Origin of the sequence: Lysobacter avium, assembly GCF_015209745.1 — a bacterium.
Classification (GTDB): domain Bacteria; phylum Pseudomonadota; class Gammaproteobacteria; order Xanthomonadales; family Xanthomonadaceae; genus Novilysobacter; species Novilysobacter avium.
Genome location: NZ_CP063657.1, coordinates 2746128 through 2762812, shown reverse-complemented (window position 1 = coordinate 2762812; position 16685 = coordinate 2746128). Strand labels below are relative to the sequence as shown.

13 protein-coding genes are annotated in these 16685 nt (G+C 61.8%); 8 read left to right on the top strand and 5 right to left on the bottom strand.

The features are described 5' to 3' along the window. The first annotated feature begins 8 nt into the window (after positions 1-8). From INQ42_RS12360 to INQ42_RS12345, 4 genes are read left to right on the top strand one after another with little or no spacing between them, the layout of a single operon-like run. On the top strand, positions 9-1193 hold the full coding sequence (locus INQ42_RS12360) for an acyl-CoA dehydrogenase family protein (protein ID WP_194034527.1): 1185 nt from the start codon (positions 9-11) through the stop codon (positions 1191-1193). Positions 1194-1208: 15 nt separating this feature from the next. Beyond that, positions 1209-2396 (top strand): CaiB/BaiF CoA transferase family protein, encoded by a 1188-nt coding sequence (locus tag INQ42_RS12355; protein ID WP_194034526.1) that lies wholly within the window; start codon positions 1209-1211, stop codon positions 2394-2396. Positions 2397-2452: 56 nt separating this feature from the next. Continuing rightward, positions 2453-3580: a CaiB/BaiF CoA transferase family protein gene (locus INQ42_RS12350; protein ID WP_194034525.1), complete on the top strand. Its 1128-nt coding sequence runs from the start codon at positions 2453-2455 to the stop codon at positions 3578-3580. Positions 3581-3620: 40 nt separating this feature from the next. Further along, positions 3621-4094: a YehS family protein gene (locus INQ42_RS12345; protein ID WP_194034524.1), complete on the top strand. Its 474-nt coding sequence runs from the start codon at positions 3621-3623 to the stop codon at positions 4092-4094. Positions 4095-4394: 300 nt separating this feature from the next. Here the strand turns inward: INQ42_RS12345 and INQ42_RS12340 are convergent, their stop codons facing one another. From INQ42_RS12340 to INQ42_RS12320, 5 genes are all read right to left on the bottom strand, one after another. Beyond that, complete coding sequence (locus tag INQ42_RS12340; protein ID WP_228064375.1) at positions 4395-5558, bottom strand: nitrilase-related carbon-nitrogen hydrolase; 1164 nt, start codon at positions 5556-5558, stop codon at positions 4395-4397. A gap of 76 nt (positions 5559-5634) precedes the next feature. Continuing rightward, complete coding sequence (locus INQ42_RS12335; RefSeq protein WP_194034522.1) at positions 5635-6732, bottom strand: nitrilase-related carbon-nitrogen hydrolase; 1098 nt, start codon at positions 6730-6732, stop codon at positions 5635-5637. Positions 6733-6803: 71 nt separating this feature from the next. Beyond that, positions 6804-7316 carry a DUF3598 family protein gene (locus tag INQ42_RS12330; protein ID WP_194034521.1) on the bottom strand — a complete coding sequence of 171 codons (513 nt, stop codon included), beginning with the start codon at positions 7314-7316 and terminating at the stop codon, positions 6804-6806. 70 nt (positions 7317-7386) lie between these two features. Then, entirely contained in the window at positions 7387-7770 is a 384-nt protein-coding gene (locus INQ42_RS12325) for a hypothetical protein (protein ID WP_228062530.1), read from the bottom strand. Continuing rightward, the gene (locus tag INQ42_RS12320) at positions 7767-8951 is read right to left on the bottom strand and encodes a class I SAM-dependent methyltransferase (protein ID WP_194034520.1); all 1185 of its coding nucleotides are present in this window, start codon (positions 8949-8951) and stop codon (positions 7767-7769) included. Before INQ42_RS12320 ends, INQ42_RS12325 begins: the two co-directional genes overlap by 4 nt. 193 nt (positions 8952-9144) lie before the next feature. Between INQ42_RS12320 and INQ42_RS12315 the strand changes: the two genes are divergently transcribed. The 4 genes from INQ42_RS12315 to INQ42_RS12300 all read left to right on the top strand — a co-directional run bounded on the left by INQ42_RS12315 (position 9145) and on the right by INQ42_RS12300 (position 16611). Then, complete coding sequence (locus INQ42_RS12315) at positions 9145-10032, top strand: DUF1838 family protein (protein WP_194034519.1); 888 nt, start codon at positions 9145-9147, stop codon at positions 10030-10032. A gap of 72 nt (positions 10033-10104) precedes the next feature. Beyond that, positions 10105-12588 carry a TonB-dependent receptor gene (locus tag INQ42_RS12310; protein WP_194034518.1) on the top strand — a complete coding sequence of 828 codons (2484 nt, stop codon included), beginning with the start codon at positions 10105-10107 and terminating at the stop codon, positions 12586-12588. A gap of 31 nt (positions 12589-12619) precedes the next feature. Then, on the top strand, positions 12620-14095 hold the full coding sequence (locus INQ42_RS12305) for an FAD-dependent oxidoreductase (protein ID WP_194034517.1): 1476 nt from the start codon (positions 12620-12622) through the stop codon (positions 14093-14095). Between the two features lie 38 nt (positions 14096-14133). Continuing rightward, positions 14134-16611 (top strand): TonB-dependent receptor, encoded by a 2478-nt coding sequence (locus INQ42_RS12300; RefSeq protein WP_194034516.1) that lies wholly within the window; start codon positions 14134-14136, stop codon positions 16609-16611. The last annotated feature ends 74 nt before the right edge of the window (positions 16612-16685 follow it).

The window sequence follows — 16685 nt, the reverse complement described above, 5'->3', positions numbered from 1 at the left end:
CACATGCCATGAGCGCACACGAGAACACCACCTCCGACGCCTTCGAATGGGGTGCCGAGGAGGAGCAGGCTCTGCTCGATACCATCGATGCGTGGGTGGAGAAATCCGTCGCCCCCATTGCGATGGAATACGACCAGGAAGACAAGTACCCGCACGAGCTGGTCGAGGACATGAAGGAGCTGGGCCTGTTTGGCGCGACCATCTCCCAGCAGTACGGCGGTCTGGGTCTGCCGGCTGCGATCTACGCCAAGATCGTCATCCGCATCTCATCGGTGTGGATGGCGCCGACCGGCATCTTCAACTCGCACCTGATCATGGCCTCGGCCATCGAACGCGCCGGCACCGAGGCGCAGAAGCAGCATTATCTGCCGAAGATGGCCAGCGGCGAGCTGCGCGGCGGAATCGGACTGACCGAGCCCAACGCCGGCACCGACCTGCAGGCGATCCGCACGGTCGCCAAGCTGGAAGGCGACCATTACGTCGTCAACGGCGCCAAGACCTGGATCACCAACTCGCTGCACGGCGACATGGTCCTGCTGCTGGTCAAGACCGACCCGAATGCGGATCCGCGCTACCGCGGCATGAGCATGCTGATCGCCGAGAAGGGCGATGGCTTCATCGTCGCCAAGAAGATGAAGAAGAGCGGCTATCGGTCCATCGACACGTGCGAGCTGGTGTTTGAGAACTACAAGGTGCCCGTGGAGCGTCTGCTGGGTGGCGTGGAAGGCCAGGGCTTCAAGCAGACGCTGGGTGGGCTGGAACTGGGCCGGATCAACGTTGCGGCGCGGGGCTGCGGGATCGCCGAGGGTGCGCTGCACCTGTCGGTGCGCTATGCCCAGGAGCGCAAGACCTTCGGCGTGCCGATCTGCGAGCACCAGGCGATCCAGCTCAAGCTGGGTGAAATGGCCTCGCGGGTGGAGGCGTCCAAGCTGTTGATCGACAGCGCCGCCAAGGCCTTCGACAAGGGCGAGCGCTGCGACATGGAAGCCGGCATGGCGAAATATTTCGCCACCGAAACCGGTGCGTACTGCGCCGAGGAAGGCATGCGCATCTTCGGTGGCTACAGCTACTCCACCGAGTACGAAATCGAACGTTTCCACCGCGACGCCATGCTGATGTGCATCGGCGAAGGCACCAACGAGATGCAGCGGATCATCATCGCCAAGCAGCTCGTCGCCCGTAACGCCATCTAGAACGGAGTCGGATCAATGAGTGAGCTTCCACTGAAGGGTGTACGCATCCTGGCCGTCGAGCAATACGGCGCCGGGCCGTACGGATCGATGCACCTGGCGGACCTGGGCGCGGAAGTGATCAAGATCGAGTCGCCCCCGGGCGGTGACGTTTCCCGGTCTACCGGCCCGTACTTCCTGGGCGAGGGCGACAGCCAGTTCTTCCAGACCTTCAACCTCAACAAGCACTCGCTGCGTTTGAATCTGAAGAGCGCCGAAGGCCGCGAGGTGTTCGAGAAGCTGGTCGGCACCGCCGATGCGGTACTCAACAACCTGCGCGGTGACCAGCCGGCCAAACTGGGGCTGGACTACGACACCCTGGGCAAGGTCAACGCGAAGATAGTCTGCGCCCATCTGTCCGCCTACGGGCGTGACAACGAGCGGGCCGCCTGGCCGGGCTACGACTACCTGATGCAGGCCGAGGCGGGTTTCATGTCGTTGACCGGCGAGCCCGGCCAGCCGCCGGCGCGTTTCGGTCTGTCGATGGTCGACTTCATGACCGGCACCACGATGGCGATGGGGTTGCTGGCCGCGCTGGTCGGCGCGATGCGCAGCGGGCAGGGCCGCGATGTCGATGTGAGCCTGTTCGATGTCGCGCTGCACCAGCTCAGCTATCCGGCCACCTGGTACCTCAACGAAGGCCACGAGACGACGCGTCTGGAGCGCTCCGCGCATCCGTCCACCGTCCCGTGTCAGGTGTATCGCACCAGCGATGGCTGGGTCATGGTGATGTGCATGCTGGAGAAGTTCTGGCAGACGTTCGTCGCCGGCATCGAGCGTCCGCAGCTGGGCACCGATCCGCGCTTCGCCGACTTCCCGGCCCGCCGCGAGCACCGCGAGGCGCTGACGCCGCTGGTGGACGAGGCGTTGATGCAGCACGACACCGCGTACTGGACCGAGCGCTTTGCCGGCAAGATCCCGATCGCGCCGGTGTTCGACATCGCCCAGGCGCTGGACAACCCCTACGTGGAGCGCATCGGCATGCTGCAGTCGGTGGAGCATCCCCAGGGTGCACAGCGGATGCTACGCAATCCGATCAAGCTCGATGGCCAGCGCCTGGACGGGGTCGCCTGCCCGCCGCTGAGCGCGGATGCCGATGCACTGTTGGCCGAGCTGGGCTACAGCGTCGAGGACCGCGCGCGACTGGTCGGGCAGGGCGTGGTCTGAAGGCCGTTGATCCATAACCGACCGGCGCGCATGCGCCCCCCTCGATGGAGTGGCAGATGAAACTGGAAGGCGTGCGCGTCCTCGACCTGTCGCTGTTCCTGCCCGGCCCGCATCTGACGATGATGATGGCCGACCACGGCGCGGACGTGATCAAGGTCGAGCCGCCGGGCGGCGAGCCGGTGCGCGAGGTCGGCCTGAAACAGGCCGGCGTATCGACCTGGTTCCGCAATACCCATCGCGGCAAACGCTGCATCGTGCTGGACCTGAAAAGCGAAGCGGGCCAGCAGGCGTTCGCGCGACTGGTAGAGCGCTCCGACGTGGTGGTGGAGGCCTTCCGCCCCGGCGTCGCCCAGCGCCTGGGCATCGACTACGAGCGCTGTCGCGCGCTCAACCCGGCCATCGTCTACTGCTCCATCAGCGCCTACGGCCAGACCGGGCCGAAGGTGCAGCGGCCCGCGCACGATCTGGCGATGCAGGCCGACAGCGGTGTTGTCAGCCTGAATCTGGGTCCCGATGGCTCGCCCGCGTCTCCGCACATGCCGGTAGCCGACATGGCGGGCTCGCTGATGGCACTGTCGGCTATCCTCATGGTGCTGTACCGCCGCGAGAAGACCGGGCAGGGCGACTACATCGACCTGTCCATGCAGGATGCGCTGATGGCCTGGCTGCCCAACGTGTTGGGTCCGCCGTTTGCCGAGCAGCGCGACCCGGTGGTCAAGCACGAGCGCAGCTGGGGCGGCAACGCGTTGTACCGCCTGTACCGCTGCAAGGATGATCGCTGGCTGGCGCTGGGCGGCGCGGAACACAAGTTTGCTGACAACCTGCTGGGCGCGCTGGATCGATCGGACCTCGCACCGTTGTGTTACCTGCCGCCCGGCCCGGGTCAGGACCCGGTCAAGGCCTTCCTCGCCGAAACGTTTGCTACCCGCACGCTCGTCGAATGGATCGCCGTCCTCGAACCGCTGGACGTCTGCTGGGCGCCGGTGAAGACCCTGACGGAGGCCTTCAACGATCCGCACACGCAAGCGCGCGAGATGGTCTGGACCGCCCCGGACGGCGGCACCCACCTGGGTATCCCGATCCGCTTTGCCAACGAACCGGGGCGGATCAATCCGCATCTGGATGGCCCGGGGGAATCCACCGCCGAGGTACTGGCGGAGATTGGGATGCAAGAGGTTCCGTAGCAGCCCGCCACAAGGGCAGGTTTGGTGCGAAAATCACCGCATGATCAACAACGACGTATTACGCAGCATCCGCTACATGCTCGATCTCAGTGACGGCATGGTGGTGGACCTGGCGAAACTCGCCGATCCGGAGTTCCCGCTCGACAAGGATGATGTACCGGCGCTGCTCAAGCGGGAGGAAGAGGAGGGCTTCGTCGCCTGCACCGACCGCATCCTCGCCCACGTGCTGGACGGACTGGTGCTGCACTACCGCGGTGTCGACGAGACCCGGCCACCGCGGCCTGTGGAGAAGCGGGTCACCAACAACGTGGTGCTGAAGAAGCTGCGGGTCGCCTTCGAGCTGAAGGACGTGGACATGCACGAGATCTTCGCCAGCTCCGGCTTTCCGATCTCCAAGCCGGAGCTGACCGCGCTGTTCCGCCAACCCGGGCACAAGCACTTCCGCCTGTGCGGCGACCAGCTGCTGCGCAACTTCCTCAAGGGCCTGACGTTGCGCGTCCGCGGCGGGCAGTAGATCCCGGCGTTCCATGGGGGAACAGCGCAAGCCGCTCAGGGCGCCGTCGCAGCCGCCGATCACTCGCCGGCGACATATGCCGCGGTGATGCCAGCCGGCCACTAACCCGGCACGTATATCCGCTACGGTTTCCGCGCGGCCGCCCACACCTTTCAGCTGATTTTCGCTCGCTGCGTCCGGAGTAGCCATGAGTTTTTCTTTAACCGTCAACTACACAAAAAACGCTGGCAATGGACGTCAGCTGTGTGTTTCCTGCGTCGCTGAGCGCGGAATGCATTCCGGCTCAGCCATCGCCACAGCCTACTTCCAGCGAGACTTGCCCTGCACGTACTGCCCTGCATCTTCTAATGAAGTCGGCACGTATTCCGACCAGAGGTTGGGCGGGTATTTGCTCACGTACCTGGCGTAGACGTCGTCGTAGAGCTCCATGTGCATCACCGGCTGACGGTTGCGTGCACGCAGCTCCGCCATCGCGATTCTGCCTGTTACCAGTTGCTCGTGAATACCCCGTGCCTCGGCGACGGCCTCGCCACTGGGACCGTATATTGCGGCACCGCCTGATCCGCCTGGATTATCGAAAAACGGACCGTTATCGGGCGACACTGCGTTATTGACGATTGAACTGTAAACGCCGTTGTACATCGCACACGCTCGAATATCCAACTGAGAAAAGTTTCCCGAAGCGGTGCGAAGGAATATCTCTGCGCCCTTTATTGCTGCCGCCCGGAACAGTTCAGGTTCGCGCTGTGAAGAACTGGTAGAGATATTGCCCAGCGGTGTACGGGTGACCGGGATAACAGCGTCGCGGCCATACATTTCCACGAACTGGTCGAGCACGTCATAAACCGTTGTAGTGAAGAGCTCAAAGTCGGGAAAGACACCCTTGATATTGCGTTGCTTCCAATGCTTATCGACGATCTCGCCCTTGTTGTTCATGATCGTGGTGAGCGAGAGCACGTGGTCCGGCCAGTCGGGATCTTTCACGTAAGCCCCAAATACGATCCACGTGTCGTACTCGCGACACTTCTTGGCGATGGCTTCGGTTTCGGGGCCCGGCATTTCAATGGAGAGTTGATTGACCTCCTTTCGGGTCCATTTGCGCCAGCCCTGCAGCGGGAACTCATGGAACTGAAGAAGGTCGGGCTTGGCGCCGTAGTAGAACGACCGGTCAATCGACTGCAGCATGTGGTCTAGATTGCGCTTGAGCGCAGTCTTGGTGTCTTTGGCGTCGAAGCTGTGAACCCGGGTTTGGGCGAGGGCTAGCGTCCAAGCTGGCTTGGCCAGCTCGACGGAGTCGTATGTTCCGTCGGTTTGCATGCTCAGCTCGTCCGAGCTGCTCCCGGCGAGCATTTCAGTAGTTGCGGCCCGTGCGCGGCCTCCGGGCCCTAAAGCGCCCGGGCCGAGAGCCCCAATTGCAGCAAGGCTGGCTGTACTCATCAAAAACTTGCGTCGTGCATTGGTCATAGGAGTTTGTTCTCGGTCGGAGGCGGGGAAGGATGCGCGGGGCGGGGTGAGCCGGCCCGCGCGAAGGTCCAGGCGACTATTCGCGTGTATTCCAGCGGCTGACCCTGTCCATCAGCTTTTTCATTTCCGCGCCGTCGTCAGGCAGCTGGTCGATTGGCACGTCCAGGTGGTTGAGCGGGAACGCCTGCTGGTACTGCTCGAATACCGGGCGGGTAATTTCCACCGGGTAGGGCGGGATCTTGCGGCCTTCGCGGAACTTCGCGATGTCGATCTCCGCCTCGATGATTCCTTCGTTGTTGCTCGGATCCTCGGCCAGTACCTCGCCACGCGGACTCACGATGAGCGAGCCGCCGCCCATGCTGGCCCACTCGCTGTCGGCCGGGAAATTGATATTGGACATCGCGGAATAGAAATTGTTGAAGCTCGCGGTGGCCATCACGTCCAGCTTCGAGAACAGCGTGGCGGTGCGGAACATGATCTCCACGCCGCGCATGGCGAACGCGTTGTAGACCATGGTGTCGCGCTGGACCGTGCTGACAGCGATATTGCCGTATTCGGTACGCAGCACCGGGAACAGTTCTTCTTCGCCGTACATGGCCACGTAGCGGTCGTAGACATTCTCGATCGTCGTGGTCGGGATCTCCATGCCCGGCTGGTAGTTCTTGACGTTGCGCGTCTTCCAGAACTTTTCCGCCACCTTGCCGTCGCGGCCGATCACCGCGTTCAAGCTCAGTATGTGGCCAGGCCAGGCGTCATCGCGCGCGTAGCTGCCAAAGATGATGTAGGTGTCGCAGTCCTTGGCAAGGTTGCCCAACGCTTCGGTCTCCGGCCCCGGGATGGTGATGGTGGACTTGAGCTTGTCTTCGCGCTTGCCATCCGAGTAGCCGGTCAGCGGGAACTCGTTGAACAGGATGAAGTCGGGTTTCTTGCCCTGGGTGCAGGCGCGTTGGGTCAGGTCCGTCATCTGCGCCAGATTGTGCGCCAGGCCTTCCTGGATCGTGGGGAAATCCTGCAGGTTTTTGGTCAGGTTCTGCACGACCTTGATAACGACCTTGTCCTTTTCCAGCGGGACCTGCGCATAACTGCCGTCCTTTTCGACAAGCGTGGCGGCATGTGCACCCGCGGTGGAAAGAGCGATCGCCAGGGTGAGGAGCTTCAACGGGGCATGGGACATATCTGATCTCTACTCAGGGGCACCGCCCATCAGGGGCGGCGCCGGGGAGGGATGGTGCCACTACGTATCGATCAGGCTTCCAGTGCCTCGCCGGCAAAGCTGTTGCCGGTGATCTGCTTCCAGTTATGGCTGACGCGCTTCTCGTCAATCAGGGTCCGCTGGACCAGCACGCCCTTCCTGTACCAGTGCCAGATGCGGTTGCGCAGGTTGCCGCAGTCCGACAACTGGATCATCTCGTACAGCTCCAGACCTTCCTCGCCCTTGCGCTGCCAATACAGCATCAGGGTGCGGTGGAAGTCGTCCTCGGGGATCTGCGTACACCAGCCGTAGATCAGATCGTTGTCGAAGATGATCCGGCCAAACGAGTAGGTGGTCTTGAAGTCGCGGATCTCGGTGCGGCCGTCGGCCCAGCTGTAGTTATTGGTCTGGTGGTACGGCGCGTCATCATTGCCGGTGATGCGGCAGATCAGGCGCGAAGCGTGCTCGTCGGTCTTGTTGCCTTCCGGATCGTAGTAGCGGTACATGCCGTCCCAGACGCCCTCGTGGCGGGCAAGCGATGGCATGTGCATTTTCAGGTCGATCATTCTTGTTCCTTGGTCACGGGTGGGGATGCAACGAAGCACGCGCGGGCGCGCCGCTCCAGGGATCCGTGGGTCAGTGGTCGTCACGCATCTGCGCGATCAGGTCGGCCAGCGGCGGCTCCTTGGTGCCGCTTTCCAGCGCTTCGGTTTCCTGCTGCACGATGCGCAACACGCGGGCGATGTAGGCCTGCATCCAGGTGGTGCGCTCGGCTTCGGCGTCGGCGTCAGGCTGGAACTGGTCCAGCTCGGCGCGGGTTGCCACGCCCTTGGACTCGATCAGACGCTCCAGCGCGTCCAGTCGCTGCCGGGTCACGGCATGCTCCATCGCGATCACCATCGCGATGGAGAGCACACGCTCCACGTCCGGGTCCTGGAAGAAGTAGGGACGCTTTCCTTTCGGCCGCGTGCCGGCAAGGGTGATCGGATCAAGGTCGTCGATCTCGGGCAGTGCGCTCATTTCCACGCTCCAAACATGGTCCACAAGGCGGCCCGGCCGTAGTCCTCGCCGTCGTTGCTGGCCTCCGGGAAAATGCTGCGATCAACCACGCCGGCGACCGTGGTCTCGAAGTACTTGCTGTCGTCAAATCCGGCCGCGACCATCATCTTGCGCAGGTCGTACTCGTGCATGACGCTCCAGAAGGGCTCGTTGTTGTTGTAGGCATCCCAGTCGCGCACGAACGCCTCGTAGGGGTCCATGCCGTGGTACTGCGGCTGTTCCAAGTTGGCCGACAGGCCGCCATCGGCGAGGAGGCGATGCACTTCCTTCAGGGTCCTGGGCATCGACTTGGCCGAGCTCTCGTGCCAGAACATCGCCGTGCTGATGAGGTCGAAGTGGCCGTCGGGGTAGTCCAGTGACTCGGCATCCGCCTGGCGGAAGGTGAGGTTTTTCACGCCCATCGACTGGGCGCGCGCATGGGCGTAGCGCAGCATCGGCGCGGCCACGTCGACCGCGATCACTTCGGCGTCGGGGAACGCCTGCGCCAGCGGCACCACGTTGTGGCCGACCGTGCAGCCCAGATCCAGGATCCGGCGCGGCTTGAAGTCCGGGTGTTCCTTCTTCAGCCACTGTGCCAACGCCTGGCCACCGCCGTCGTTGTAACGCCCCAGCATGCCCCCGGTGGTGGCGAAGATGCCCGCGTCATAGTTGGCGCCCGCCGAGATGTCATCGTCGACCAATTCGGTGTGGTAACCGCCGGGCATGCAATGGATGTCCACGGCGCTGACGTGGCGGGGGACCTTGACTGCGGGATCGAGCTGCAGCGTCTCCGCGCCCTCGTTGAGCTCGCGGGCCTTGTCGACCAGCGGCGCGAGCTGGCGCAACACCATCCCGCGTCCGGCTTGCTGGCGCATCTCCATCGTGTTGCGGCGAAGCGCGCTCCAGGTCTGGTAGATCGGATCGCCGACCATCGCCTTGCGTACTTCGTGACGGGTCTCTGGCGCGCGTCCCTGGGCCTGCTCGAAGGCCGGTTTGACGCGCTTCTCATACGCGACGCGGACCTTCGGGCTCAGCTTCGTGGAGAGGTATCCGTTCATGTTGGCGAGAAAATCGAACCGCGCGGTGTCGTCGTGGCCGCTTTGCGGAAACACGTCATGGCGACCTACGTGCTGCCAGCTCGGGGGAAGGGCTTGCTGGGACATGGTTTGCTCCATTCAGTTTCGGTGCATCGGGATTGTCGAAATGCAAATGACTGGACAATCATGAACTAATGATATAGCTATAGGTCATCTCAGGGGTGCTGGTCAAGCCGTATTCATGTTCAAGCCCCTGTTTTCGACCGTGGTGGCAGCCCTCGCGGCGCCGCCCCAATCCCACCCGCCAAGAGGTAATTGCATGTTGCGACTGTTCTCCGTGCTGGCCATTGCGACAAGTGCCTTTGCTCCCACCGCCGCTGCCCAGGCAGCCGGTCCCGCGCTCGACCTGAGCACCGACGCCGGCAATGTCGCAGCGCTGGTCAAGATGCGCTGTTCGCTCGACCAGGACGAGGACGTGATCCTGTGGTGGTCGGGCACGGTTTTCGCGCAATTGCCGCAAAAAGCGCCGTCGGCGCTTCTTGGTTTCGAGGGTTACAACATCTGCCGGGCGGAGAAGCAGGCCGACGGGGTGTGGCGGATGCTGACCCGCGAACTGACGTTCTATCGCGACCTCAAGACCGGCAAGATCATCGACGAGTGGGACAACCCAATGACCGGCGAACGCAACAGCGTCCTGCAGGTCGCCAATGACCCCGTCAACCAGACCCTCAACCCGCCGGGCCGGCCGTCCACGCTGCCATGGGTTGAAGCTGGCGACGAGCTGATGTTCACGATGAACATTCCGCTGACCTATCCCAACCCGTTGCCGCCGAAGGACTTCCCCAAGCAGTCCTCGGGCGAGATGTACACCGGATCGGAGCATTTCATGTTCTTCGTGCCACGCGTGCAGATGGAAGATCCCGCCCGGAGCCAGGCGGATGTGAGCTACGGCTGGACCCGGATTGGCCCATGGCTGCCGTGGATGGAGATGGGCCAAGCGCCCGGAAATCTCCTCTACATCGCCCAGGGAAACAAGAAGGCCTCGATTTCCGCGCTTCCAGCGGATATCCAGGAGCGCGTGCGTAGCACCTACCCGGAGTACGCGACCGCACCCAGGGAGTGGGTCGAGCCGAACATGACCAGTTGGACGCTTTACAAGCAGTTGCATGAGCGCCAGCACGAGGGCACCACAGCCAAAAAAGACTAGTCATCACCCTTCAGAACACGAATTTCTCGTCTACGAGCCCTGTTCCGACTTACGCCAACCACCGGAGTATTCATGATAGCTAAGCCCAACTTACTGAGCATTTCGATTGCGATTGGACTGATGGCGGCCGGGTCCTTTGTCCAAGCGCAAGAGACATCAACTCCTGCGCCACCAAATCCAGTCTTGTCTGAGCGAGCGGAAAAAGACTCCCAGTCCAGTAAGACAGCAGTCAACCTCGAGTCCGTGAGTGTCACCGCCCGGGGCATCGAGGAGCCACTTCAGGCGATGCCGTTGCCTATTACTGCAGTTACTCGAACCATGATAGAAAATAAGGGATTCGAGGATATCAGCGATATTGCAAGCTTCTCGCCGGGATTCACGTATCACAATTCACGCTACGGCCGGTCCGACCAGCAGATTGTCATCCGGGGTATGTCCAACATCCGCGGTAATCCAAATGCGGCCTTCTTTATCGATGGCATCTACACCGACGGCAGCATTGCAGACTACGGTGTGGAAAACCTCGATCGGGTCGAAGTCATCCGTGGTCCGCAGGCTGCAATGTTTGGGCGGCAAACCTTTTCGGGCGCTGTCAATTTCATCACGCAGATCCCAGGCAGCAATCCTGGAGGCACCCTGACATTCGGTGGGGGTTCGCACGGTCAATACAAGTACAGTGGTAGATACTCCAATACGGCCGCGGACGGAGCAGTAGGATATGACGTGAGCTTTCTGCATCGAGGTCACGACAACACCTTCTACAATCCAGTTTCCGGAAAGAAGGATATCGGAGGCTTTGAAACTACCGGAATCATGGCGTCAGCGATCTGGCGTGCAACGCCTGATTTCAATGTCACGGCTCGAGTGTCTAAACTCCGTACGAAGGATGACCCGGCACCGGCGACACGGATCGGGAGCTCAGCGCTTAATTGCTACCTTCCCGACCTGAACGGCAATACGATTGGAGGCGTGCCGGTTTCTGACAACCGGCGAAAAGGGTATATCTGCGGCACCGTCAAAGCTCCAACGCAAGTCTCGATCAACACACCTGCTTTTGAATTGGCTGGATACCCGGCCGGGTCAAATAGCGATAGGGTGCGGACGAGCCTGGTGGCTGAGTACCACTTCCCCAACTACTGGACCTTGCAATCTACCAGTGCCTACAACCAGCAGAAAAATTTCTCCGCTATTGATCAAGACGGCAGCGGCGTTCGGGGGTTAGGAGGCGCATTTGAAACCATCAGCCAAAGCCGCGGCCGAGACTGGTCGCAGGACCTTCGTCTGACCACAGATCTGGAGAAACCGATTTACGCTGCGGTGGGTGTGCATTATTACCAGCAAAAGTCCGGTCCGGGAGCGTCGGGAGACCTCTCCGGTTTTGCACTTGTCCCCGATGTCCCACCGGGACCCTACAGTCTCATTCCGAATCATCCGCAGGGCCAGGTAGCGAACAAGTCGATCTACGGCCTAGTGAATTGGGATATCAATGATCGCTGGACCGCGTCATTCGAAGGACGCTACGCGACCGATGAAATCAGCGTGGCAGGTGTGGATAGTAAGCGACTCAACTTCGATGGAGTGCCTCAGATCCTCACCAACGAATACGCGCTATCGGACTCCTTCACCAACTTCACTCCCCGGGTTACCTTGGGGTATCAGTGGCGCGACAACGTCCGGGTCTATGGCATGGCAGCACGCGGTAACAAGCCGGGTGGGTTCAACATCGTTTCCCAGCGTGCGGGTATTTCAGACGAAGAGCGTGCCAAGATCGAGGGAGAAGGACGGTTTACCTATGACGAGGAGTCCGCTTGGAACTATGAATTGGGATTGAAGAGTGATTGGCTGGACAACAGACTCCGCGTCAACGCAAGCGTCTATTTCATCGATTGGATAGACCAGCAGCTGACCGAGACACGTGCGACACCATTGATTAACGGCGACATTGTCAACGAGTCCTACATCATGAACGTCGGCAAGTCTCGCAACCGCGGCTTCGAACTGGAATCACAGTGGGCATTTGCCGAGGGGTGGCTAGGAACTTTGGCTTACTCTTTCATTGATGCTGAAATACTCAACTTTGCCGACCAAGATCACGCCGATCTTCTGAGCGACGGTCCATACGCCACCCTTGATAATCCCATTGCCAATGCGAAGGGCAACCAGTTGCCGCTTGTTTCCCGAAACACCTTTGCAGTGGGTCTGATGTATGAAGGTCAGTTAGCCAACGGCTGGGGGTGGAACGTCAACGGCGACGTTTCTTACCAGGGACCGCGTTACGTACAGATCCACAACCTGCTCAGGCTCCCGGCGTCTACAACTGCACAATTCCGGGCTAGTGTCGACCCGAGTGAGAACTGGCGAATCAGTGCCTATGTGAACAATGCGTTCAACGAGACCGCTGCAGAAGGCACCCAGAGGACAGTGGATCCAATCGCGGCGTTGTATATCCCGGCGCTGCCGCCGGATGATGGCTATCAGCGCACCAACTACCGCGACTTCACGGTCACGGCTCGCCAGCCTCGGATGTGGGGCGTGGAAGTCCGTTACCGCTTCTGAAGTGACGCGAAATCTTGAATCGAGCTTCGGGATGGACATTATGGATAGACGACGTTTTCTGAAGGCAAGCGCGGGAGCCACGGCGCTGGGCCTGTTGGGGTGCGCAGGGCTACCCAACTCTCGCTTGGGCGGTGAGCGCGGCAGCGATATCATCGTGATCGGTGCTGGTCTTGCAGGGCTGGCCGCCGCGCAGAAATTGGAGGATTCCGGAGCGCGAGTAACGGTATTGGAGGGTAACAACCGTATTGGAGGCAGGCTGAACACAATTGAGCGCAACGGCTTGCGTTTTGAGGTCGGGGGCGTTCAGGTTGGCGACGCGTACGAGCGTGTGCATGCGCATGCGGATCGGGTTGGCATTGAGATCGCTCCACCCGCCATTAACCTGATGGGGCCAGACGGCAGGCCGTTACCCACTGCGTTGATACATGCCGGTCAGATTGTCTCCAGCGCGAACTGGATCTCAAGCCCACTCAACCCTCTACAGGGTCGCGAACACACCATTGCGCCTCCCAATCTACTGAGGACGGCCATGAATGAGGTCGCATTGAAGACGATCGCTGGCTGGGACGACCCTGCGAATCTGGAAATGGACATCCCCTTACGCGACTTCCTCTCGTCGAGGGGCTGGTCTTCGCAGGCGTTGGACTGGATGGACGTGGCGGACAGCTACACCTCACTTAGGACGATCAGTGCTTTGGACGCTCTGCGACGTCAGGCTGAGCATTTGGCTCGCCAACAGGGTTCCCGGCCGTCAGAAAATCGCGCCGCCAGTACGCCCGGCGCCGGGTGGGTCACCCGGGGAAGCCAAGCGCTACCCGAAGCAATGGCTGAAGCCCTCCAATCCACGCCGCTCCTCGGTATGGAGGTCATCGCGGTGGAACAAAATGCCCGTGGAATCGAGGTGGGTTGCAGCAATGGACAGCGGTTCCGTGCCGATCATGTGGTCATCACCGTCCCGAGTGGCCCACTCAGTCGTATCCGGTTCACCCCCGCGCCTCCCCAGGTACAGACTGAGGTGTGGGCCAACCGACGCAGCAATTCAATCACGACCATCCATCTCCATCCAACCAAGCCATTCTGGGAATTGGATGGATTGCCCATGAACATGTGGAACGACGGACCGCTTCAGCGAGTCATGGCCGTTCCCGATACCGAAGGCACCATTCAGCGCCTGATAGTCTGGCTCAACGGCGATGCTGCCAATCGCGTCGACCGCATGGCCCCAGATGCGCGTATGCAGTGGGCGATGGGCGAACTGGCTCGGCTGCGGCCGTCCAGCGCCGGTGCTCTGGAACCGCTGGCCACGCGTAGCTGGGGCTCTGACCGTTTTGCCGACGGTGCCTTCTCTGAAATCGCTCCCGGCCGGGTGGCCGACACCGTGCAATGGAGTGGAAAGCGTTTCGGACGCATCCACTTTGGCGGCGAACACAACGCGTTCGACAAACCCGGCATGGAAGCCGCGGTCGTGTCCGGCGAACGCGCAGCGGCTGCCGTTCTGGCAGCCTGAATCCACAACCAAAACCAGATCCATTCGGAGTTTTTTTAATGATTACCCTCCGCCCTAAATTGCTGAGCGCCTGCATTGCGGCCACCTTGTTCGTTGCCGCGCCGCGGGCCGTTGCCCAGCAGGCACCGCCACAGCCCGCCGACCAGGCACCGCCGGCCGCCGCACCATCGGAATACGATTCCAGCGCCACCCAGCTTGATACTGTCACCGTGACCGCACGCGGTGTTTCCGAATCGCTGCAGTCCATTCCGATTCCGATCACGGCAGTATCCGCCGAGACGATTGAGGAGAAGGGCTTTGAGGACGTGCGCGACATTGCCGCGTTCACCCCCGGCTTTTCGTTCCGTTCGGCATTCGGACGCAGCTTCGACCGCCCCGTGATCCGCGGCATGTCCAACATCCAGGGCGAGCCGAACGCCTCGTTCTTCATCGACGGCATTTTTGTCGACGGCGACATCTCCGGCTACGGGCTGGAAAGCCTGGACCGCGTGGAAGTGATCCGTGGTCCCCAGTCGGCTGCCTTCGGTCGCCGCACGTTCTCCGGCGCGGTGAACTTCATCACCAAGCGTCCGGGTACCAACCAGGGCGGCAAGCTCACCGTCGGCGGCGGCAACCACGGCCAGTACAAGTACGTCGGCTCCTATTCCAACACCGCCGCCGACGGCGCGGTGGGCTATGACCTCAGCTTCGTCCACCGTGGCAACGACAGCATCTTCTACAATCCGATTTCCGGCACCAAGGACCTGGGCGGCAACGAGACCACCGGCATGATGGGCTCGCTGGTGTGGAGCGCGACCAACAACCTGGAGCTGCTCGGCCGGGTGATGTTCCAGAAAACCGACGACGAGTTCTATCCGATCTCGCGCCTGGGCGCAGATGCGGCGAACTGCTACCTGCCCGAGTACACCGGGGCGACGCTGCCCGGTGCGGGGTTCCCGATTTCCAGCACCCGCCGCCGCGGGTATTTCTGCGGAACGCTCAAGACTCCCGAGAACTTCCCGATCAACACGCCCAGCCTGGCGGCCGCGGGTTATCCGGCGGGCAACAAGAACCGCAAGCTGCGCACCAGCCTGGTCGCGAACTACTACTTCCCCAACAACTGGCTGCTGACCTCCACCTCGGCGTACAACGAGACCGAGTCCAAGGTCGCCACCGACCAGGACTACAGCGGCATCCGTGGCTTCGGTGGCGCGTTCGAAACCTTCGGCAAAAGCCAGACCACCGACTACTCGCAGGACCTGCGAGTCACCACCGACCTTGAAAAGCCGGTCTACGCCACGTTCGGCGCGTACTACTACCACCTCAGCGGCGGGCCGGGATACTCCGGCGACCTGGCCGGCTTCGGGCTCGTGCCTGGCGTGACATCGCCACCGCCGGTTGCCAACCCGACCAACCCGCAGGGCAGCACCGTCAACAAGGCGCTCTACGGCTTCGTCAACTGGGAGATCAACGACCAGTGGACCGCGTCGCTGGAAGGACGCTATGCCAAGGACGAGCTGACCAAGGCTGCGGTGGACACTCGCAGCATCGTGATCGCTGGCGTCCCGACGATCGTCAGCCGTCCCTACTCGCTGAGCAACTCACTGACCAGCTTCACCCCGCGCGTGACGTTGGGCTACCAGTGGCGCGACAACATCCACGTCTTCGGCCTGGCATCCAAGGGCACCAAGCCGGGTGGATTCAACCTGGATATCCAGCGCGCAGACTTCACCGATGAGTCGCGTGACGAGCTCATCGCACGCGGCTTTGACACCTTCGACGAGGAGACGGCGTGGAACTACGAGCTGGGCATCAAGAGCAGTTGGGATGAGGGACGCCTGCTGCTCAACACCAGTGTGTTCTGGATCGACTGGACCAACCAGCAGCTGACCGAGGGTGGCCCCGCCCGCCTCGTCAACGGCCAGTACTTCAACACGTCGTATACCTCCAACATCGGTGAGTCGCGCATCCGTGGCCTCGAGCTCGAGTCGCAGTGGGCGTTCGCACCCGGCTGGCTGGCCACGATGTCCTACGCCTACACCGACGCGGAAATCCGCAAGTTCTTCAGCCAGGGCCAGGCCGACCTGATCTGTGAGCAGGCGTTCTGCCTGCCCGACAGCCCGGAAGGTTCATCGGCCGGCAAGATGTTGCCGCGGGTACCCAAGAACAAGGCCGCCGTCGGTCTGCTGTACGAAGGCCAGATGGCCAACGGCTGGAGCTGGATGGCCAACGGAGACGTGAGCTACGAAGGCAAGCGTTGGGACATCGCCAACCTGGCCAACACCGGCGCGTCGACCACCGCGAACTTCCGCTTCGGCCTGTCGCCCAACGACAGCTGGCGCGTGACGGCCTACGTCAACAACGCGTTCAACGACAACACCGCCGAGGACATCACCCGCTACCTGGACCCCGAAGCATTCATTGCCGTCCCGGCAGTGCCGCCGGCGACCGGGTTGCAGGTCACCAACCGCACCGACTTCGCCGTCAGTGCGCCACGCCCGCGGATGTACGGCGTGGAAATCAGCTACAAGTTCTGAGCCACACCACCCGGCGCACGCCCGTGATCGCGGTCACGGGCGGCGCCGGTTTTTTTGATTCTGAAAGGCGGGTT

Bases quoted from the DNA above. Each gene is read 5' to 3' on its own strand.
- INQ42_RS12360 (WP_194034527.1), top strand. From the start codon at position 9: ATGAGCGCACACGAGAACACCACCTCCGACGCCTTCGAATGGGGTGCC.
- INQ42_RS12355 (WP_194034526.1), top strand. From the start codon at position 1,209: ATGAGTGAGCTTCCACTGAAGGGTGTACGCATCCTGGCCGTCGAGCAA.
- INQ42_RS12350 (WP_194034525.1), top strand. From the start codon at position 2,453: ATGAAACTGGAAGGCGTGCGCGTCCTCGACCTGTCGCTGTTCCTGCCC.
- INQ42_RS12345 (WP_194034524.1), top strand. From the start codon at position 3,621: ATGATCAACAACGACGTATTACGCAGCATCCGCTACATGCTCGATCTC.
- INQ42_RS12340 (WP_228064375.1), bottom strand. From the start codon at position 5,558: ATGACCAATGCACGACGCAAGTTTTTGATGAGTACAGCCAGCCTTGCT.
- INQ42_RS12335 (WP_194034522.1), bottom strand. From the start codon at position 6,732: ATGTCCCATGCCCCGTTGAAGCTCCTCACCCTGGCGATCGCTCTTTCC.
- INQ42_RS12330 (WP_194034521.1), bottom strand. From the start codon at position 7,316: ATGATCGACCTGAAAATGCACATGCCATCGCTTGCCCGCCACGAGGGC.
- INQ42_RS12325 (WP_228062530.1), bottom strand. From the start codon at position 7,770: ATGAGCGCACTGCCCGAGATCGACGACCTTGATCCGATCACCCTTGCC.
- INQ42_RS12320 (WP_194034520.1), bottom strand. From the start codon at position 8,951: ATGTCCCAGCAAGCCCTTCCCCCGAGCTGGCAGCACGTAGGTCGCCAT.
- INQ42_RS12315 (WP_194034519.1), top strand. From the start codon at position 9,145: ATGTTGCGACTGTTCTCCGTGCTGGCCATTGCGACAAGTGCCTTTGCT.
- INQ42_RS12310 (WP_194034518.1), top strand. From the start codon at position 10,105: ATGATAGCTAAGCCCAACTTACTGAGCATTTCGATTGCGATTGGACTG.
- INQ42_RS12305 (WP_194034517.1), top strand. From the start codon at position 12,620: ATGGACATTATGGATAGACGACGTTTTCTGAAGGCAAGCGCGGGAGCC.
- INQ42_RS12300 (WP_194034516.1), top strand. From the start codon at position 14,134: ATGATTACCCTCCGCCCTAAATTGCTGAGCGCCTGCATTGCGGCCACC.